The sequence below is a fragment of the Hallella bergensis DSM 17361 genome, assembly GCF_000160535.1.
GTDB lineage: Bacteria > Bacteroidota > Bacteroidia > Bacteroidales > Bacteroidaceae > Prevotella > Prevotella bergensis.
Genome location: NZ_GG704781.1, coordinates 868,351 through 887,420, shown reverse-complemented (window position 1 = coordinate 887,420; position 19,070 = coordinate 868,351). Strand labels below are relative to the sequence as shown.

17 protein-coding genes are annotated in these 19,070 nt (G+C 48.2%); 10 read left to right on the top strand and 7 right to left on the bottom strand.

The features are described 5' to 3' along the window. Window positions 1–114 precede the first annotated feature (114 nt). The 4 genes from HMPREF0645_RS07560 to HMPREF0645_RS07545 all read right to left on the bottom strand — a co-directional run bounded on the left by HMPREF0645_RS07560 (window position 115) and on the right by HMPREF0645_RS07545 (window position 4,446). Window positions 115–1,497, bottom strand: coding sequence for an aldo/keto reductase (locus tag HMPREF0645_RS07560; RefSeq protein ID WP_007174356.1), 1,383 nt, complete (start codon window positions 1,495–1,497; stop codon window positions 115–117). 71 nt (window positions 1,498–1,568) lie between these two features. After that, window positions 1,569–2,477, bottom strand: a complete 909-nt coding sequence (locus HMPREF0645_RS07555; protein ID WP_007174355.1) for a TraB/GumN family protein — start codon at window positions 2,475–2,477, stop codon at window positions 1,569–1,571. 20 nt (window positions 2,478–2,497) lie between these two features. Then, on the bottom strand, window positions 2,498–3,541 hold the full coding sequence (locus tag HMPREF0645_RS07550; RefSeq protein WP_007174354.1) for a DUF4435 domain-containing protein: 1,044 nt from the start codon (window positions 3,539–3,541) through the stop codon (window positions 2,498–2,500). A 92-nt stretch (window positions 3,542–3,633) separates the two neighbouring features. Beyond that, window positions 3,634–4,446 carry an AAA family ATPase gene (locus HMPREF0645_RS07545; RefSeq protein WP_044123371.1) on the bottom strand — a complete coding sequence of 271 codons (813 nt, stop codon included), beginning with the start codon at window positions 4,444–4,446 and terminating at the stop codon, window positions 3,634–3,636. Window positions 4,447–4,556: 110 nt separating this feature from the next. Here HMPREF0645_RS07545 and HMPREF0645_RS07540 point away from each other — a divergent pair, with 110 nt between their 5' ends. The 3 genes from HMPREF0645_RS07540 (at window position 4,557) to HMPREF0645_RS07530 (ending at window position 8,059) form a co-directional block, all read left to right on the top strand. Beyond that, a complete protein-coding gene (locus HMPREF0645_RS07540; protein WP_044123370.1) occupies window positions 4,557–5,507 on the top strand; it encodes a DMT family transporter in 951 nt (316 codons plus the stop codon). Between the two features lie 513 nt (window positions 5,508–6,020). After that, window positions 6,021–6,968: a cysteine synthase A gene (gene cysK, locus HMPREF0645_RS07535; protein ID WP_007174349.1), complete on the top strand. Its 948-nt coding sequence runs from the start codon at window positions 6,021–6,023 to the stop codon at window positions 6,966–6,968. 215 nt (window positions 6,969–7,183) lie between these two features. Then, window positions 7,184–8,059: an AraC family transcriptional regulator gene (locus HMPREF0645_RS07530; protein WP_007174348.1), complete on the top strand. Its 876-nt coding sequence runs from the start codon at window positions 7,184–7,186 to the stop codon at window positions 8,057–8,059. Window positions 8,060–8,107: 48 nt separating this feature from the next. Here the strand turns inward: HMPREF0645_RS07530 and HMPREF0645_RS12980 are convergent, their stop codons facing one another. After that, on the bottom strand, window positions 8,108–8,953 hold the full coding sequence (locus HMPREF0645_RS12980; RefSeq protein WP_156777865.1) for a hypothetical protein: 846 nt from the start codon (window positions 8,951–8,953) through the stop codon (window positions 8,108–8,110). A gap of 207 nt (window positions 8,954–9,160) precedes the next feature. On the opposite strand from HMPREF0645_RS12980, the gene HMPREF0645_RS07520 reads away from it, so the two are divergent. The 7 genes from HMPREF0645_RS07520 (at window position 9,161) to rpsA (ending at window position 16,872) form a co-directional block, all read left to right on the top strand. Then, entirely contained in the window at window positions 9,161–9,739 is a 579-nt protein-coding gene (locus tag HMPREF0645_RS07520; RefSeq protein ID WP_007174346.1) for a hypothetical protein, read from the top strand. Window positions 9,740–9,741: 2 nt separating this feature from the next. Beyond that, on the top strand, window positions 9,742–10,626 hold the full coding sequence (locus tag HMPREF0645_RS07515; RefSeq protein WP_007174345.1) for a tetratricopeptide repeat protein: 885 nt from the start codon (window positions 9,742–9,744) through the stop codon (window positions 10,624–10,626). Window positions 10,627–10,924: 298 nt separating this feature from the next. After that, window positions 10,925–11,827, top strand: coding sequence for a prephenate dehydratase (locus HMPREF0645_RS07510; RefSeq protein ID WP_083793814.1), 903 nt, complete (start codon window positions 10,925–10,927; stop codon window positions 11,825–11,827). Between the two features lie 7 nt (window positions 11,828–11,834). Beyond that, window positions 11,835–13,019, top strand: coding sequence for a pyridoxal phosphate-dependent aminotransferase (locus tag HMPREF0645_RS07505; protein ID WP_007174343.1), 1,185 nt, complete (start codon window positions 11,835–11,837; stop codon window positions 13,017–13,019). A gap of 10 nt (window positions 13,020–13,029) precedes the next feature. Further along, a complete protein-coding gene (locus HMPREF0645_RS07500; protein ID WP_007174342.1) occupies window positions 13,030–14,094 on the top strand; it encodes a bifunctional 3-deoxy-7-phosphoheptulonate synthase/chorismate mutase type II in 1,065 nt (354 codons plus the stop codon). Window positions 14,095–14,173: 79 nt separating this feature from the next. After that, on the top strand, window positions 14,174–14,956 hold the full coding sequence (locus HMPREF0645_RS07495; RefSeq protein WP_007174341.1) for a prephenate dehydrogenase/arogenate dehydrogenase family protein: 783 nt from the start codon (window positions 14,174–14,176) through the stop codon (window positions 14,954–14,956). Between the two features lie 143 nt (window positions 14,957–15,099). Next, on the top strand, window positions 15,100–16,872 hold the full coding sequence (gene rpsA, locus HMPREF0645_RS07490; protein ID WP_007174340.1) for a 30S ribosomal protein S1: 1,773 nt from the start codon (window positions 15,100–15,102) through the stop codon (window positions 16,870–16,872). 225 nt (window positions 16,873–17,097) lie between these two features. On the opposite strand, the gene HMPREF0645_RS07485 is transcribed toward rpsA, so the two are convergent. Beyond that, window positions 17,098–17,955: an N-acetylmuramoyl-L-alanine amidase-like domain-containing protein gene (locus HMPREF0645_RS07485; protein ID WP_007174339.1), complete on the bottom strand. Its 858-nt coding sequence runs from the start codon at window positions 17,953–17,955 to the stop codon at window positions 17,098–17,100. Between the two features lie 3 nt (window positions 17,956–17,958). Next, window positions 17,959–19,062: a DUF4421 domain-containing protein gene (locus HMPREF0645_RS07480; RefSeq protein WP_156777864.1), complete on the bottom strand. Its 1,104-nt coding sequence runs from the start codon at window positions 19,060–19,062 to the stop codon at window positions 17,959–17,961. Between the last annotated feature and the right edge of the window lie 8 nt (window positions 19,063–19,070).

Sequence of the window (19,070 nt, the reverse complement as noted above, 5' to 3'; positions counted from 1 at the left end):
GTAATCAAGGAAAACTGTAAAATCTAACAGCAAGGGCGGCTTGAGTAATCTTACCAACTCCGCCCTTGCTTTTCTTATCCTTACAGCATCATGTGATGTTGGCCGCCTTGTGCTTTATGCCTCTTCTATCCGTAGCATTTCCACAAGCCTTGCCATTTGGTTGGGAATACGAATCTGCTGAGGACATTTAGGCAGGCACGCTTCACAATCCACACACTGAATGGCTCGTCCTTCTTCTGGAATCGAAGCATTATATTTTTCATAGAAGGCCTTTTGCTTTGCAGCATAATCAGGGGCCGTCTTGTCTGTTGGAGCTGACTTGTTATTCACTGCTTCATTATACACAGTAAAGTTTGTTGGAATCGCAACTCCATATGGGCAGGGCAGACAGTAGTGGCAGTTGGTACAAGGGATGACGGGAATCCCCGCCATGTGGTCGGCAATCTTGGCAATAAAGTCATTTTCTTGTGTTGTACATGGGTCGAGAGGGGAGAAGGTTCTTACGTTTTCCTGTAACACAGCCATGGTTGTCATACCACTGAGTGTCACCAAGATATTAGGATGTGACCCAACCCAGCGAAATGCCCATGAAGCAGGGGAAGCATCGGGTCGTCGTTCTGCAAATTCCTTTCTGACATCCTCCGGTACTTTGGCCAGACGACCACCAAGCAAAGGCTCCATCACAACACATTGCAAGCCGGCCTTCTCACATTTGGCATAGAGATACTCGGCATCAGCGTCAACCTTGTGTCCTTGTTTGGCATGCCTCCAGTCAATATAGTTCATCTCGATCTGCACAAAGGTGAACCCAAACTCCTCGCTGTGATCAATCAACCAATCGAACACCTTGACATCCCCATGATAGGAGAACCCAAGGTTACGTATTCGCCCGGCATCGCGTTCCTTACACAGAAAGTCGAGCACCCCATTGTCCACAAATCGCTTGTTGAACAATCCCATGCCATCGCCGCCACCTACGGAGTGGAGGAGATAATAGTCAAAATAGTCGGTTTGCAGTCGTCTGAACGATTCCTCATACATGGCTTTGCTTGCCTCAAAGCTTGTATCACCGAAGTTAGACATCTTGGTGGCAAGGTGATATGACTTGCGTGGATGCCGGCTTAGAGCTATACCCGTAGCTATTTCCGACCCAGGATAGGCTGGTGCGGTGTCGAAATAGTTGATACCATGTGCAAGGGCGTAGTCAACCTCCTGATTCACCATGTCCTGATCTATTTTCCCATCCTTTTTGGGCAGACGCATCATGCCATAGCCCAACAGAGAAATCTTGTCTTGGGTATGGCGGTTTACGCGATAGGTCATGGCTGCTTTATCTTGGTTGTCATTTCCTTCGTAGAGACGTGCGGGTTTCTTTCTGAGGCCGGCAAGACTTGTCAAAGGTTCAATGCTGAGCAAGGCTGCAGAACCTACACCCATGCCAAGCTGTCTTAGGAACTTTCTACGTGACAGGTTCAGGTCGCTGTTGTTCTTTCCCATTTCTTCTTGTATAGATGTATCTATATTTATGGTTGACAGCACGGATTGTCAACGCTTCTGCGATTGCATAGCTATCGAACTCCCTCCACGGTGTATCCCAGCTTTTTAAGTCCCTCGAGCACTCCTTTTTCACCGGGCAGATGGCCTGCTCCCACAGCAAAGAAAGTAGGCTTGGCAGCCATAATGGCAGGCATTTTGGCAAGCCAGTCTGCATTGCGGCTGTTGATAAGCCGGTCGTCTTCCTCAGGTTTGTTGTCGCAACTGTTGTTCAGCTTTTTATCCATCGCCGCATTCAGGGCATCCAGATCTTGTGCATAGAAGGCCTTACTTATCTCTTCGTTCATCTGCTCAGTGAACTCCGTGTGGTCGAGGAAGCACATCAACAGCTCTACTTGGCGACTCATGGGGAAGCTTTTGAACAGGGTTTCCGTTTGAAAGGCCACTGTCTCCAGCCCGCCCACATACTCGTTGTTCTTCTTGGCCTGTGCTTGGAAATACTGGTCGAAAGTATTTGTGGGGTCAAATTCGCCCATGTGTTTCATCATGAATGAGAGCAAGGTGAGTTGATTGGTCATGGCCATGGGTGTCATCGAACCCATCTGCGCCGCCACCAATGGGTTGCTGAGGTCAACCTGCATGGCTTTTTTCAGATAGGAGTTGAGCTTCGCGTATTGCTCAGCAGTGAGCACGTCCTTCAGTTTTTTCCCCTCTGGCAAAACCATGGCAGCCTGCATGTATTTCAAACTGTCCGGATTCATTGCGTCATCCCACGACAGTTCGCCGTACACTTGATCCGTGTTGGTGAGTGCATCGGTAAGACCGGCGATCTTGTTGACAAACCCTGTATTGGCCAGATGGTGCGTTCCTATGATGTAAGAAGGCTTTTCCAGACCATTTCCAGAAATCTTATAAAGCAGTTGTGCATGAGCACCGAACGTGCATACGCCAATGAAAAGCGCGGTGGTAATCATTTTTTTCATGTGCTATATCTTGTTGATGGTTATGTGTTTTGTTCTTGCTTTGGCGCTTTGTCGTTCATGTTTCTTTCAAAGTTTTCAATAAACTTGGCCACATCTGCCTTGATGACCTGGAATTGTTCAGAACGCATGTATCCGTAGTTCTTCCTCAGCATGGGGATAACGTCTTCCACACTGTTGGTGTAGCACGTCAGTTCGTTGCGACGCTGGGTTCCGTGTACGCTCTGGCTTGTTATTTCTCTCTCGCGTTCCCTCATCAATCTCTCACATATCTTGACCAACATCGGCACCACGACTTTGTTAAACAGGTGATGCCCCTGAATGTAGAGATATGTTGTTTTCGGCGTTACGCCTAACCTCTTGATGTCCTCTTTTACCTGTGCATAACTTTCCCGGGCATTTGGATTCATCTGCTGCAGCTGTTCCACTTTCCTGCCAACCTTGCGCCTGACGTTTCTGATGATATTGCCTGCGTTGTTGAACGAAAAGTGACCGGTTTTTATAATATTAAGGAAATGCGTGATGGTGAACTGGTTGTAGTTGGGCGTTCGGTAATACCATATACTCCACACGAACAGTGGAAAGATAGCTTCTGAATAGTCGGCAAGATATTTTTCAATATCAAAGACGTGGTGGTCGTTCAGCGTTACCGCCACGCACACATTGTGAAGTGACTCTGCATAGCATTGCAGATTCTCAATAGCATAAGCGTAGGTGTGGAAGATATAGGGGTTTGTGTTGATTTCTTTCGATGTGGCGGTGGCCCCCTGTTCCAGGTAGTCGTAGTCTGCATCAACACAGGCAATCATGTTTTGCCCCACCTTGTTGAACAGCAATTGCATCAACACCGCCTTTTTACCACGCTCTAATCGCTTGATGCGTGAGGGCAGCATGACTTCAAAATAGAACTTGTCCGTTTCAAATTGACTCAGAATCTGTCTCCAGAAAAAAACATCATCATAGCTTTCTACATAAGCCACTATCTTCTGTCTGGAGCTTTTGGATTTGAGACGGTTGGCCGCTTCAAAATAGGATGAATTTAGATTGTCGTATAGTCGTTTACCCATGTTTTCTTCGATTGTTTGACTGCTGGCAGACAAGCGGTACGCAACAGTTTGTGGAAGAGCCACACACGCATGCCTGCTGTGGCAGGAACCAACTATTCCGAAACCGTGATGTCACTCACCTCGGTCACCTTGTCCATCCATCCGTTCATAATGACGGCAGGACTGTGCGTTGTCAGGATAATCTGTACGTTTGGATTAAGGTCGAGTATCAGGTCGATCAGCTGCTTTTGCCATTCAACGTGGAGGCTCACCTCCGGCTCATCCATAAATAGAACATAGTTTTGGTTGTCTTGCACAAGCACGGTGAGCAATATGGCAAGAATTTGCTTCTCCCCGCTCGAAAGCTGGTAGGGTACTAATTCTTCACCTATCTGGCTGAAGCGTATCTCGTTTTCTGTCCTGATGATTTTCTTACCGGTGTCGGCAAACAATGAGTCTACGATATCCTGAAATTTCTTTTTCGGCTCTGACAGTTGCTGTGCAGCATCAGAGTTGCCGCTTTGCAACACCTGTATGATGCGATTGCCAATGTTCACCTGATAGTCCAAATATCTACGCTGGAGTTGGAACAGCTGCCAGTCAAGTTCCGTAACGAGAGACAGGTTAATCTGGTTCAACGTCTTGGCATTGAGCAGGGGGCGGTCGAAGCTCCTGATAATATCGTAGCGTATGTGGGTTGTGTCCTCCGGCACACATTTCACGTGTATACCCTGAATCACGTTGTCACCCAGCCTTTTGCCTTCAGCAAGAGCTTTGGTTACCCTGTTGATTATCGTCGATTTGCCCACGCCGTTCACACCGCTCAGAATATTTACCTGTCGGTCGAGATTCCAAATAATGTGCTTGCGGTTTCCCCATAGCGAATCGATCTCTATTTGCTGGATATAATCTGCGTAAATTTCCATGTTGTCAGGTTTCTCGTTTTGTGGCAAATATAGTAAAAAAAACTTTATTCGCAAACCCTCAATCAGTTTTTATTCGTATCTTTGGGATGTTTTTTAGGATATGTAACAAAATGAACAATATTAAACCTTTTCGGGCTCATCTAAGCATGCTTACGGCCGCGGCAATATGGGGGCTGATGGCGCCACTGGGCAAGGATGCCATGAACAATGGCTTGGACGGCATCTCCATGGTGAGTTTCAGGGTCTTGGGAGCCGCTGTTTTATTTTGGACCGCCTCTTTTTTTGTCAAGTCGGAGCGTGTCCCCCGTCGTGACAGATTCCTCTTTGCCGGAGCTGCATTGCTCGGCATCGTGTTCAACCAATGCCTTTACACCGTGGGGCTGAGTTTCACATCGCCTGTCAACGCGAGCATCGTCACAACTTCGATGCCTATCTTTGCCATGATTCTCTCTTTTTTCATCCTGAAAGAACCCATCACGTGGAGGAAGGCCGGAGGCGTTTTTGCGGGATGCTGTGGGGCGGTCATGCTCGTTCTCACCAGTATGTCTGCAGCCGATGGCCGAGTGGGTGATGTCCGGGGTGATCTGATGTGCATGGGTGCGCAAATGTCGTTTGCGCTTTATCTTTCCGTGTTCAATCATCTTATCAAGAAATACAGCGTCGTCACAGTGAACAAGTGGATGTTTGCCTGGTCGGCAATCCTGATACTCCCTTTCTCCGCTGTCCATGTGGTGGGATTGTCGTGGGCCGACATTCCAGTCAAAACCTGGCTCGAAACAGGCTACGTGGTGGTTTTTGGCACATTTGTCAGCTATTTGCTTTCCATTGCCGGCCAGCGTGTGTTGCGCCCCACGGTGGTCAGCGTGTATAATTATGTGCAACCTATCGTGTCGGTTGTGATTACTGTTCTGATGGGCTTGGGCGTCTTTACATGGCCCCAGGCTGTGGCCATCATCCTTGTGTTCACAGGTGTGGGACTTGTGGTGAAGTCCAAGTCGCGAAAAGATCAGCTCGAGGCTGACTCGTCAAAGGGTAATGCACAGATGCGTGGGGTGGAATGATAGGCATTCGAACATGAAGGATTTGTCGTTTTTTCTTGACAAATCCTTCTTCACACTTCGAAAATTCAAAAACAATCTTCCTTTCGCTCGAAAAAATGCTAAAATAACGGATATTCATAGTGTGTTGATAATCAGAATTTTGTAAAATTTTGCCCCTTTAGCCTCGATGGTATCGGCTGCGATTGGATATCTTATGGCAGGGCGAATAGGCTCGAATCGCAGGGCGACAAGGCTGTTTTCGCACGACCGATGAGCCCCAAACGCACGACCAGGAAGCCCGAATCGCACGACCCCTAACATTTTAGTTCCGCTCCAACGGTTTCAGACCGCGCGAAACATGGCGCTTTTTTCTCTGGATGATCCTATACAAAATACCCTGTTTTTTGTCATACTATTTGACAAATTCGAAGCATCTCAGATGAGATTTTTTGTCAATTTTTTCTGAACTTTTGCTTGCTTTTTTCTACATTTTATGTTAGTTTTGTAACTAAACCCTTTAAAAGCAGACAAGATATGACAAAAGTATTTAGGAAAATCACGGATTTAATAGGTCGAACCCCTTTGGTTGAACTGCCTGGTTTTTCAGAGGCAGAGCATTTGAAGTCCCCTCTTGTTGCCAAGGTTGAGTTTTTTAATCCCGGCGGTAGTGTGAAGGATCGCATAGCCCTGGCCATGGTTGAGGCTGCCGAGAAAGACGGGCGCCTGAAACCCGGTGCCACGCTCATCGAGCCAACCAGTGGAAACACCGGTGTTGGCTTGGCTTTGGTGGCTGCTGCGAGAGGCTACAAGCTGATCCTGACCATGCCCGAAACCATGAGCGAGGAGCGTCGCAACTTAGTAAAGGCATACGGAGCGGATGTGCGCCTGACGAGTGGTGCAGAGGGAATGAAAGGTGCAATAAAAGCTGCGCAGGAACTCTGCGAAAGCATCCCCGGTTCAGTGATCCTCGGGCAGTTTGACAACCCGGCCAACCCGCAGAATCACTACGAGACCACGGGTGTAGAAATCTGGAATGACACCGATGGGAAGGTCGATGTTTTTGTCGCTGGCGTGGGCACTGGTGGTACCGTGTCGGGCGTGGGCAAGCTTTTGAAAGAGAAGAACCCTGACGTGAAAATCATTGCCGTGGAACCAGAAACGTCACCGGTGCTCAGTGGTGGGAAGCCCGGATCGCATAAAATACAGGGTATCGGCGCAGGCTTCGTCCCAGAGACATACGATGCCAGTGTGGTGGACGAAGTGGTGAAGGTGGGCAATGACGATGCCATTCGCACCGCTCGTATGCTGGCCGGCAAGGATGGATTGTTGGTGGGTATCTCTTCCGGAGCCGCCGCGTTCGCCGCCGCCAAAATCGCTAAACGCTCGGAAAATGAAGGTAAAACCGTGGTGGTTCTGCTGCCAGACACGGGCGAACGCTACCTTTCCACGGTGCTCTATGCTTTTGACGAATATCCGCTGTAAAATCTTGCGGTTTCGCGGTAACGGGTAGCCAGAATCCCCTTGGAGTAAGCGGCTCTCGTAACCACCGCGCTGCTGACTAATCATGCGACTCTCAGTAGACGGTCGCATGGTTAGTCAGATTTATACGAACTTGAAAAAAGGGCTGCAATCTTTTGGTTTTTCTCTCTTTTTGTCTATATTTGCCTGCTAATGAATAACTTTAAACCCCGACTCCTATGCAAAAAAGCAAATACATGGTTGCCAACTCGCACGACAGCTTATGGGGACTGACCGTGTCGACAGTGGGGTATGAGGAGATAGCTCCGGGGGAAGAATATCCCACCCACGGTCATGCGGACGGATATTATTTTAGGCCGGAAAAGGGACGTATACTCAATGAGTACCAATTGTTGTATATCACAGAAGGCGAGGGCGTTTTCAGTTCGTCATCGGTGAAAAAGGCCAAGCTCAGGGCTGGCGATCTTTTCATGTTGTTTCCGGGGGAATGGCATAGTTACCACCCAACACCCGATGTGGGCTGGAAGAGCCATTGGATCGGGTTCAGGGGCAAGAATGTGGACGACAGGGTGAATGCGGGTTTTCTGTCTCCCCGGAAACCAATATACCATGTTGGGTTCTCAGCACGCGTGGATGATACGTACCGTTTTGCTTTCGAAACCGCGCAAGAGGAGGGGGCATACGTGCAGCAAACACTTGCCGGAGCGGTGAACTTGCTGGTCGGGCTGATGTATTCGCTTGAGCGAAACCTACAGTTGAGATCCAATCACGACCATGTGGACATGGTGAATCACGGCCGTCATCGCATCCGAGAGTCGCTCGAGGCCGATCTCACCATTCAGCAGATTGCCGAGGAAATGAGCGTGAGCTACAGTAATTTCCGCAAACTGTTCAAGGAGTTTGCGGGGGTGTCTCCTTCGCTTTATCAGCAAGAGCTACGCTTGCAGAGAGCCAAGGAACTGCTGACAACAACCGATTTGAGCATCAAGCAAATTGCCTATCAGCTTCGATTTGAATCTCCTGACTACTTCTCTTCCAAGTTTAGAGCCAAGACGGGAATGAAGCCCAGCCAGTACAGGGAACAGACCCGATAGTGTCTCAGTCCGTCAGGTAGGGAAGCAATTCGGCATGGGGTCAGGCTGTCATTGGTTGTCCGGTATCGGATAGTTGTATTTATAGCGGTTGGCATAGCCGAGTTCCGGGGTGGGGTACCAGTTTTTCTCCACCGACAACTCTATCGACATCGTGGGATTGGGCGTCCAACGGATGGCCGCGCCGAGCTTGTCGCCAAAATCATTGTACATCATGGGCGAAAAGTTTCGCAATCCTGCCCCGTACGGGTAGCCGTAGGGATAAATCCCATGATTCGTCACCGACTTCTGACCGTATATATATCCTGCCCAATATTCATTGAACTGATAGCCCAATTCTCCGTATATGCCACCCGAAGTGTAGTTTTTCCCACTCCAGTTGATGTTGTTCAGATATCCCCCCATGGCTACCCATGCTTGTTTGCCAACGGGTTGGAGCCATGTGGCGGAAAGGTTTTGGGTGAATCCGGCACCGCGTGGGGCATGTTTGCCAAACATGGCAAATACTCCCAATCCGATATTGACGTTTAGCCCTTGGTGCAGGCCGCTGTAGGTGTTGTATGGCCAGAGCGGGGTGGGATAGGTTCGCGTTGCGCCGGTTTGCGCCAAGTGGCCTGGGGCGTCGAGACGTGTGGTGTCGGTTGGTTGGGTGGTCTGGGATTGTGCTGCGGCCTTATTTGTGGAAGCATGAGAGGAGGGGTGAGCCTTGAAAGCAGAGAGACTACCCTGTGCAAGGGGCTGCGTCTGCATGGTTTTGGGTGTGGCAAATGTAACGGCTGAAGAGCCGGGAATAACGAAGCCCGATGCTCCGTAGCCACGGGTCTTGTCGGCCTGTGCTTGGGCAGAAATGGTGATGCCAAGCGATAGGGCTGCGAATAAATAGCTGTAACTTCTCATTGTGTTTCCGTTCATTGCACGCGAATAGTGCAGTTCCAACTCTGCAAATATACAGAATGAAGTTGGTGGGCATGCCGTGTTTATACATTTTTATTATACTTTTTCATAAAAAAAGCTAACTTAGGACCCTAATTGTCCCGCATTCACTAACTTTGCTGTCAAACATACTGGCTCGCCAATGAGCCTGTTCATAGAGGAGAAGAACTGATGAAAAGGAAAATAACAACGGCATGCGCGCTGCTTCTAATGGCGCTTTCGATGCATGCACAGGTTTATAAGGAAGTGGACAAGACCCCGGGCGAACGTCTGGGCACTCTGCTGAAAGACTTCGAAAAAGGGATGAAGAAAACGGGTGAAAGTCTCTCAGGCCTGTTGGGGTTAGAGGGAAAAACCGATTCGACCTTGATAGAGATTGACGGTGTGAAATACATGCCGGTCTATACTGTCGACCGTTTCACGGCCGACTCATTGTCGATGTACGAGGCATGCCGTAAGGATTTTGCCAAGCGCTACAATGCTGCCACCATCGTATCAGTGGCCATTCCGCAGGAAAACTGGTTGGAGACCGTGGTCATGGAGAACAAAAAGGTGGCTATGTACAAGCGCAAAGCCTATTGCTATGTGCTGGGCAAGGACGGCAAGGACGGCTATATCAATGCCCGCTACGCTTTTATGCAATCTCGCAAGCCCGGCAAGAGATGGTTGTCTGCTGCAGGATATTGGCCTAAGTTTGAGCGCGCTGACGCCATTCCGATCATGCACTATAAACGTCTGAAGAAAAAATAACCATGATGAATTTTCTGAAAAAACTGTTTGGCAGTGAGGAGACAAGTCCTGAAGAAGTAAAACAAGAGCAGCAGGCCAAGGATTTCGACATCTTGAAATATGATGGCGTAACGGCACTGAAGCAGCATTTGTTTGACTATGCGGTCAAGTGTTTTACACATGCACTTGAGCTGAAGGACGACGGGGAGACCCGCGACTACTTGGCTCAGGCGTTGATCTATACCAACGATCTGCCCGCCGCCTACGCGCAGTTGAAGCATTTGTCACACCTTGAGCCTGACAACAAGCGCGTGTGGCTGCGCATGGCCGAAGTGGCCTATATGATGGCAGACTATGATGCCATGGCTGATGCGTGCGAGAAGGCCAATGGCCTTGACAGTGAGGATGTATATGTGAATTATACATACGCCAGGGCATGTATCGGGAGAGGCGATTTCGGCAACGGCATAGCCTTGCTTACCAAGGCCGTCAACCTTTCGGCCGATAATCCGCTCTGGGAAGCTCGCCTGCTGCGCGGTCAGACTCTGCTGAAGATGGGCGACATGGAACAGGCTGAAGCCGATGCGGACTATATGCTGGAACATATTGGCGACAACGAGGATGCATTGCTGCTTAAGGCACGATGCCGTAAGGCGCAGGGCGATAATGAGAATGCACTGGCGTATTATGGAAAAGTAATAGAGGTGAATCCGTTCTGTACAGATGCCTTCAGGGAAAGGGCGGAGATCCGCAGGGCGATGAGCGACACGCAGGGAGCGCAGGAGGATGAGGCCATGCTGGTGGAACTGGAGAGCCGCGGGCCACAGGTCAGCAAAACGACAGAGGCCGAGCAAAACATACAGCAGAAAACGGAACAGGCCTACAAGGATGTGAATCCTTTTGGCTGAAAAAACTTGTAGGAATATCCATACGAAAGAAAAATTCGCTTTTTTCTCCCAAAATGTTTGTGAGTTTCGGAATTTTATCTTACTTTTGCAAGCAAACAAGTAAATAGCTTGAGAAAATGAAGTTATACGCATCTTACCGATATTTTTATTTTTACTTTGCAAGAAATTGTGAAGCGGGAAGTTGCGTATAGATTTCAACTTAAGACTATGATATACAATTAGGAGGTATACGAAAAGGTCCCGCTTCATGAAAATGAGGCGGGATTTTATTTGTTCCTCCCGGGAAAAGGATCAGGAGATGAAGAGAATTGCGATACAAGGCATACCAGGCTCGTTTCACGACATAGCGGCTCGTCAGTATTTTCACGGCGAGCAGGTGCAGTTGGTCTGCTGCTCCACGTTCGAACAGGTGTTCGAAAACATCAAGCGCGACCCCACAATGATAGGCGTGCTGGCCATCGAGAATACCATTGCGGGCTCGTTGCTTCATAACTACGACCTGCTGAGGGCGAGCGATACGACCATTGTTGGCGAACACAAACTGCATATCTGTCACAGCATCTGTTGTTTGCCCGAGGATGATTGGGCAACCATTCGCGAGATACACTCGCATCCGGTGGCCCTGATGCAGTGTCGGGATTTTCTTGCCAACCACCCTGACATGAAAGCCGTGGAGAGTGAGGATACGGCTGGAAGTGCGGAATATATAGCCAAGCAAGGTTGCAGGGGGTGGGCTGCCATCTGCCATGCCGACGCGGCCAAGCTCTACGGGCTGAAGGTTTTGGAAAACCACATCGAGGACAATAAGCATAACTTCACGAGGTTTCTGGTGGTGAGCAATCCCCGCAAGGCTGACTTCCTGAGATCGTTAGACAGATCGGAGAAGGCAAGTCTTGTGTTTTCGCTGCCACATGCTGAAGGCTCGCTTTCCAAAGTGCTCACCATTCTGAGTTTCTACGACATCAACCTGACTAAGATACAATCACTGCCCGTCGTTGGGCACGAGTGGGAATATTTGTTTTATGTAGATGTTACGTTCGACGATTTAGTGAGATACAGGCAGTCGATAGATGCGATTACTCCCCTGACCAAGGGTATAAAAATCTTGGGAGAATATCGGGAGGCTCCCAATTCGCCTGCGACAGACCCAGAGTCAAGGTGTGGCGGACTGGCACAGGAAATGACGATGATTGAAAAATAACAATACGATGATACAACCAGCAGAGAGGATCAACTCCATTCAGGAATATTATTTCAGCAGAAAGCTGAAGGAAGTGGCTCGGCTTAATGCCAATGGGCAGGACATTATTTCGTTGGCAATCGGGTCGCCCGACATGCCGCCATCGGAACAGGCTGTCAACAAACTGTGTGAGGTGACGCGCATGTCGTCGGCTCACGGCTATCAGCCCACCGCCGGTCTGCCGGAGTTGCGTCGTGCCATGGCAGGCTTTTACAAGCGTGTCTACGATGTAGACCTGGATTGGGAAACAGAAGTCAGACCCATTATTGGATCCAAGGAGGGTATTATGTATGTGACGCTGGCATTTTGCAATCCTGGTGACGAGGTGCTCATTCCTGATCCCGGTTACCCGACCTATACGGCCGTTAACCGTATTTTCGGCACTAAGATTGTGAACTACGACCTCTGTGAGGATAGGGGCTGGCAGCCCGATTTTGAATCCTTAGAGCGCATGGATCTCTCCCGGGTGAAGGTGATGTGGACAAACTATCCCAATATGCCGACAGGAGGGAATGCCATGATGGAGACCTACGAAAAGCTTGTGGACTTTGCCCGCCGTCATGATATCGTGGTGGTGAACGACAATCCCTATTCGTTGATACTGAACGAGCATCCCCTTAGCATCATGCAAGTGCCCGGAGCCAAGGATTGCTGCATAGAACTCAATTCGATGTCGAAGAGTCACAATATGCCCGGATGGCGTGTGGCGATGATCATCAGCAATCGTGAGTACGTATCATGGATGTTTAGGATACAGAGTAATATTGAGAATGGAACGTTCAGAGGCATTCAACTTGCAGCAGCTGAGGCACTGGTGAATAACACCGAAGACTGGCACCGCACGAACAACAGGGAGACTTATCGCCGTCGTCGTGCCGTGGCAGAGCAAATCATGACGGAGCTTGGCTGTACATTCGATACCCGTCAGGTGGGAATGTTTCTATGGGGCCGGATACCCGATGGCTATGCTGATGCCGAGGCACTCACCGAACGGGTGCTTCACGAAGCGCGAGTATTTATCACTCCGGGATTTATCTTTGGACAAAACGGCAGACGATATGTTCGAATTTCCCTATGTGCCAAGGATGAAAAAATAGAAGAGGCATTAGCACGAATTAAAGAATGGAAAGAATCTGATCATCAAAACAAATAATTATAAGAATATGGAACTCGATTTGCAACCGTTGAATTTACCCAGCGACAATGAGCGCCCCTTTGTCATAGCAGGCCCATGCAGCGCAGAAACGGAGGAACAAGTGATGACAACAGCCCGCCAGCTGAAAGACAAAGGCTGTCATATCTTTCGTGCGGGAGTGTGGAAACCCCGCACCAAACCGGGAGGTTTCGAGGGACTTGGCGAGGTGGCCTTGCCCTGGTTGAAACAAGTTAAGGAGGAAACCGGTATGCTGGTTTCTACCGAAGTTGCCAAGCCTCAACATGTGGAGTTGTGTTTGAAATACGGTGTCGACATCCTTTGGATTGGTGCACGAACGGCTGCCAACCCATTTGCGATGCAGGATGTGGCCGACAGCCTGAAGGGGACGGACATCCCTGTATTCGTGAAAAACCCTGTTAATCCGGACTTGGAGCTATGGATTGGCGCAATGGAACGCATTAATCAAGCTGGTATCAAGCGGATGGCAGCCATTCATCGCGGATTCTCGAGCTATGACAGAAAAATCTATCGTAACCTCCCGATGTGGCAGATTCCGATGGAACTTCACCGTCGTTTCCCCAACCTGCCGCTTATCTGCGATCCCAGTCATATTGGCGGGTGCCGTGAACTGATAGCCCCGCTCTGCCAGCAAGCCATGGACATGGGTTTCGACGGACTTATTGTAGAAAGTCATTGCAACCCAGATAGTGCGTGGAGTGATGCCCGACAACAGCTCACGCCTGATGTGCTTGACTATGTGTTGAGCTTGCTTGTGGTGCGCGACGAGACTTGTACCACTGAGGGAATACAGCAACTTCGCAGGCAAATCGATGAATTTGATAATCAGTTATTGGAGCTATTGTCAAAGCGTATGCGTGTTTGTCGTGAGATAGGACAGTATAAGAAAGAACACAATATGACTGTTTTCCAGGCAGGTCGCTATAACGAAATATTGGAAAAGCGAGGTGCTCAGGCAAGCCTCTGTGGTTTAAGTGCTGAGAATGTAGCTCATATCTTCGAACTTATCCATGAGGAGAGCGTAAGGCAGCAGCTGGAAATCATTAACCAATAAATCAAGTTGGGGAGTGTGAACCGAGTGATTGATGGAATCACATAACAGGTCTACTCCCAGATTTTCCTAAAAGAACACAATGAAAATTCTTGTGATGGGAGCCGGGAAAATGGGCTCATTTTTTATAGATTTGTTGAGTTTTGAGCATGAAGTGGCTGTATATGAGAAAGATGCCAGGCGACTCCGCTTCACGTACAACTGTGAACGCTTCACCTCTTTGGACGAAATCAAGGTCTTTGCACCTCAATTGGTCATCAACGCTGTGACGGTGAAGTACACCATTTCGGCCTTTGAGGAAGTCATGCCCATACTTCCTAAGGACTGCATTATTTCGGATATTGCCTCTGTAAAGACCAATCTGAAAGAGTTTTATGAACAGTCCGGACATCCATACGTGTCTACTCACCCGATGTTTGGGCCGACATTTGCCAACCTCAGCAAATTGACAGAAGAGAATGCCATCATCATCAGCGAAGGCGATTACATGGGGCGAATCTTTTTCAAGGATTTGTACCGGAAATTAGGACTCAACATCTATGAGTACACATTTGAGGAACATGACAAGACAGTTGCCTATTCGTTGAGTATTCCTTTCGTCTCTACTTTTGTGTTTGCTGCTGTGATGCAACATCAAGATGCCCCTGGAACAACGTTCAAACGACACATGAATATAGCCAAAGGGGTGCTTTCGGAAGATGATTACCTGTTGCAGGAGGTGCTGTTCAATCCCTATACACACGACCAGGTGACTCAGATTCGCGTAGAACTGAAGCATCTGCTCGAAATAATCGACCATAAGGATGCGGAAGGAATGAAGAAATACCTTACTAAGGTGAGGAAGAACGTTAATTATGTTAAATAATACAAATCGCATATTAATCAATAGGTTATATGCTCAGTAATTGTGAAAAAAGATGTAATTTTGCACACCGATTGCAAGCATGGGTAAATCATGCCCATGCGCATGAGTATAAAGTCTAACTTTGTTAAATTAATTAATTATTTATGTCTAATTTAAAAAACATTCAACCCTTAGAGGATTTTGACTGGGATGAATTTGAAAATGGCACTTCTCAGTCAGCGAGTAGAGAAGCGCTTGAGAATGCTTATGATGAAACCCTGAATAAGATTCAGGAGCATGAGGTTGTCGAAGGTACCGTAATTTCCGTTGACAAAAAAGAAGTTGTTGTCAACATCGGCTACAAAAGCGATGGTATTATCCCGGCATCCGAGTTCCGCTACAACCCCGAATTGAAGGTTGGCGACAAGGTTGAAGTGTATGTAGAAGACCAAGAAGACAAGAAAGGACAGTTGGTTCTTTCTCACAAGAAGGCCCGTCTGACCAAGAGTTGGAACCTCATTAACGAGGCAATGGAAAAAGACGAGGTTATACAAGGTTACATCAAGTGCCGTACCAAGGGTGGTATGATTGTCGATCTCTTCGGCATTGAGGCTTTCCTCCCGGGTAGCCAGATTGATGTTCATCCTATCCGTGACTACGATGTGTTCGTAGGCAAGACCATGGAATTCAAGGTTGTCAAGATTAACCAGGAGTTCCGCAATGTGGTTGTATCTCATAAGGCTTTGATCGAGGCTGAGTTGGAAGCCCAGAAGAGGGAAATCATCTCTCACCTTGAAAAGGGTCAGGTACTTGAAGGCACAGTCAAGAACATCACTTCATATGGTGTATTCGTGGATCTTGGCGGTGTAGACGGACTGGTACATATCACCGATCTTTCTTGGGGACGTGTAAGCGATCCGCATGAGGTTGTGGAGCTTGACCAGAAGATTAAGGTTGTAATTCTTGACTTCGATGAGGAGAGAAAGCGTATTGCACTCGGTTTGAAGCAGCTCACGCCGCACCCATGGGATTCTCTTGATACAGAACTCAAGGTGGGTGACCATATCAAGGGTAAGGTAGTTGTTATTGCCGACTATGGTGCTTTTGTAGAGATTCAGCCTGGTGTTGAGGGCTTGATCCATGTTTCAGAGATGTCTTGGAGCCAGCACTTGCGTTCTGCACAGGAATTCCTGCATGTAGGCGATGAAGTGGAGGCCGTGATTCTGACCCTCGATCGTCAGGAGCGCAAGATTTCTCTTGGTATCAAGCAGCTCAAGGACGACCCATGGGAAAATATCGAGACCAAATATCCTGTTGATAGCAAGCATACCGCTAAGGTGCGCAACTTCACCAACTTCGGTATCTTCGTTGAGCTTGAAGAGGGTGTTGATGGCTTGATTCATATTTCTGATTTGTCATGGACCAAGAAGGTTAAGCATCCTTCTGACTTCACTACAGTAGGTGCCGACATCGATGTGGTGGTTCTTGAGATAGACAAGGAAAACCGTCGCTTGAGCCTTGGCCACAAGCAATTGGAGGAGAATCCTTGGGAAACATACGAATCTATCTATGTTCCAGGTTCTGTACACGAGGGTAAGATTACCGAGATGATGGACAGAGGCGCAGTCATTACTTTGAACGAAGGTGGTGAAGGCTTTGCCACTCCCAGACATCTCACTAAAGAAGACAAGTCTCAGGCTAAGCTTGGCGAGGAGTTGCCATTCAAGGTAATCGAGTTCAACAAGGACTCACGCCGCATCATTCTTTCTCATTCTCGTACATTCGAGGAGGGCAAAGACGATATCAAGCCACGTCATCACAGCGACAATGCCCGCAAGCAGAATGATACTCCGGTTATCAACAACGTTGCTGCCGGCACATCACTGGGCGACCTTGATGTATTGGCCAAGTTGAAGGCTGATTTGGATAAGAAATAAGTAGAAGAACTTATATAATTACATGTCAATCCCCTTGGAGTGTGGAGAAATCCCATTCCAAGGGGATTTGCTTTCCGTTGAAGTCTATGATGTCCGTCGCACGAGTATCCTGACAGAGCCAAAGAAGGATGAGAGCCTAATGATGCACAGTTGTCAATTGAAACAACAGCATACCAATGGAGTGGGAAGGTGGTCGTCGGTTTATTCGGCTGGCACCTTGTGCACTTACAAAGGACGCACCAAGCGGATGCCGGTATGCGATCGATGCTCTCTCATATAGGTCTCGAGTAGTTTGGGTTCTTCCACCACTTTCCGGTGGATGCTTGATGCATTGAGCAGGTGCAGTCCGTCGTCATGCCATATTGCGATACCGATATGGCTGGTGTCAAGACCATGCCGGGAAGTCAGGATAGCAATGATGTCGCCATCTTGAACGGTTTGGCGCAGTAGTTTGCTGTCTTTCAATTTGTTTTTGGGGATGTAAGCATACTTGCTTCCGGTTATCGCATCTTCCATTTTCCTTATTCCCGGAATCCATTCTTTATGTCTCATCAGCATGGGATAGCGGCTCACATGTTTTGTTATATAATCAGCTCTTACTGTTTGTGTTGCCGAGAAGAGATTCTGATTACCCTCGACGTGCCGCACAATTCCTTTTTTAACATTTTCGTTCATCCAATAGGTGAAGTAGTGTAGGCGGTTCACATAATGAATCTCCCCGTCTTTATAGCGCACTTGCTGTAAGTTCTGACAGAAGTCTTCAAAACTTGTCTCACCTTTCTTGGCACTCATGGTCAGTGCCAATACAGATTCAACATAGGTGGTGCAATCCAGTTGACGAAGGTTCACAACCAGTCTTTCCTCATCGTTTTTCTCCAAAGTTTTAGCCACATAGGGCAGTCCGCACAGCTGCCGGGCAAAGTAAATCATATATTCGGCACTACTATTCAGACGTCCAGCCTGTTTCAGTAGCTTTACTACTTTGATCGAATCGCTGCGCCAAAAGTCAGGCTTGGCTGCTCCGGCAACCTGGGGAGTCATGAGGGCGACCAATCCCAAAGCCAATAATTTGTATCTTTTCATGTGTTATCTTTTCCCGAAGTTAAAGCCAACATAGAAGTTTACATTCCCGAAAATGTTGTTTGTCGAGAATTGGCTCCTGTGATAGTTGTAGGCATGTAGAATCGTGTTGGCACCGGCAAACCATCGAGTGTTGTTCCAAACCACACCCAATCTCAGTATGCCATCTATATTAATGTTCTTTAAGTCAAAATTTCGCAGCAGCTTATTGGCCGATATGTTCGTGTCGCTTGTAGTGTGCTTGTAGCTCAGTCCGGTTTGCAAGGATATGTCGAAAAGCCAGTTGTAAGCAAACACCCAGTTGTAGGCATAGCCCCCGGAGAGTGAGTAATCACTATAATTCACATTGCTCGACATCATCGTTGAGTCAATCAGCTGAGTAGGATAGGATTGTTGCAAACGGTCCACCAACAATTGGTTGAACGCCTTCCAATCCACATCCAACTTATGCTTGGTATAGCCAACCCCGGCGATCACACTCCCGCATGAACGTCGTTGCACCGTTGTTTGGCTGTAAGCGGCGGGGTATGAGAACTTCTTGTGGTTGAAGATATAATAGATATTGAATCCCTTGACACTTGAGTTGAACCCACCGAAGTTGGCATTCTTCATGGGACTGGTGTCGCAACCGTCCCCCAGAGATACTCTTTTAACGCGATAGCTGTTTCCCGACTTTCGGTAAAACAGGTCCAGGCCAATCTGATTGCTGTACAAGCTCACGTTGAAATCCACTCTCCTGTCACTGTTTTTCAGATGTGTAAGGTCCACGGTATAGCCCAGGAAAATCCATCTCCAACCGAAATAGGGTCCCAGTCTATAAGCCGATCGGGGCGAAAAAACCACTTCCTGCCCCTTTTCATTGCTCATATGATACACCTCGTATGTATTCGTGTTTTGTAGCATGAAGGCGTAGTTATAATGTTGTGGTTCAATGTAATTGGTATCTACGCGCGAAAAATCTTTCACAAATTGATATATCTTATTCAGAAAGGGCGTACGCAACTGATGGTGGGAAGTGTAGGGTGTCTTTTGGGGCACGCTGTCGTTCTCCGAGGCATAGGCGCATCCACACCACAACATAAGAAGCAAGAACCAGCACCGTCTTTTCATTGTCTTGA

Excerpts from the sequence above, each read along its gene's own strand:
- HMPREF0645_RS07560 (WP_007174356.1), bottom strand. The coding sequence starts at position 1,497 with ATGGGAAAGAACAACAGCGACCTGAACCTGTCACGTAGAAAGTTCCTA.
- HMPREF0645_RS07555 (WP_007174355.1), bottom strand. The coding sequence starts at position 2,477 with ATGAAAAAAATGATTACCACCGCGCTTTTCATTGGCGTATGCACGTTC.
- HMPREF0645_RS07550 (WP_007174354.1), bottom strand. The coding sequence starts at position 3,541 with ATGGGTAAACGACTATACGACAATCTAAATTCATCCTATTTTGAAGCG.
- HMPREF0645_RS07545 (WP_044123371.1), bottom strand. The coding sequence starts at position 4,446 with ATGGAAATTTACGCAGATTATATCCAGCAAATAGAGATCGATTCGCTA.
- HMPREF0645_RS07540 (WP_044123370.1), top strand. The coding sequence starts at position 4,557 with ATGAACAATATTAAACCTTTTCGGGCTCATCTAAGCATGCTTACGGCC.
- cysK (WP_007174349.1), top strand. The coding sequence starts at position 6,021 with ATGACAAAAGTATTTAGGAAAATCACGGATTTAATAGGTCGAACCCCT.
- HMPREF0645_RS07530 (WP_007174348.1), top strand. The coding sequence starts at position 7,184 with ATGCAAAAAAGCAAATACATGGTTGCCAACTCGCACGACAGCTTATGG.
- HMPREF0645_RS12980 (WP_156777865.1), bottom strand. The coding sequence starts at position 8,953 with ATGAGAAGTTACAGCTATTTATTCGCAGCCCTATCGCTTGGCATCACC.
- HMPREF0645_RS07520 (WP_007174346.1), top strand. The coding sequence starts at position 9,161 with ATGAAAAGGAAAATAACAACGGCATGCGCGCTGCTTCTAATGGCGCTT.
- HMPREF0645_RS07515 (WP_007174345.1), top strand. The coding sequence starts at position 9,742 with ATGATGAATTTTCTGAAAAAACTGTTTGGCAGTGAGGAGACAAGTCCT.
- HMPREF0645_RS07510 (WP_083793814.1), top strand. The coding sequence starts at position 10,925 with ATGAAGAGAATTGCGATACAAGGCATACCAGGCTCGTTTCACGACATA.
- HMPREF0645_RS07505 (WP_007174343.1), top strand. The coding sequence starts at position 11,835 with ATGATACAACCAGCAGAGAGGATCAACTCCATTCAGGAATATTATTTC.
- HMPREF0645_RS07500 (WP_007174342.1), top strand. The coding sequence starts at position 13,030 with ATGGAACTCGATTTGCAACCGTTGAATTTACCCAGCGACAATGAGCGC.
- HMPREF0645_RS07495 (WP_007174341.1), top strand. The coding sequence starts at position 14,174 with ATGAAAATTCTTGTGATGGGAGCCGGGAAAATGGGCTCATTTTTTATA.
- rpsA (WP_007174340.1), top strand. The coding sequence starts at position 15,100 with ATGTCTAATTTAAAAAACATTCAACCCTTAGAGGATTTTGACTGGGAT.
- HMPREF0645_RS07485 (WP_007174339.1), bottom strand. The coding sequence starts at position 17,955 with ATGAAAAGATACAAATTATTGGCTTTGGGATTGGTCGCCCTCATGACT.
- HMPREF0645_RS07480 (WP_156777864.1), bottom strand. The coding sequence starts at position 19,062 with ATGAAAAGACGGTGCTGGTTCTTGCTTCTTATGTTGTGGTGTGGATGC.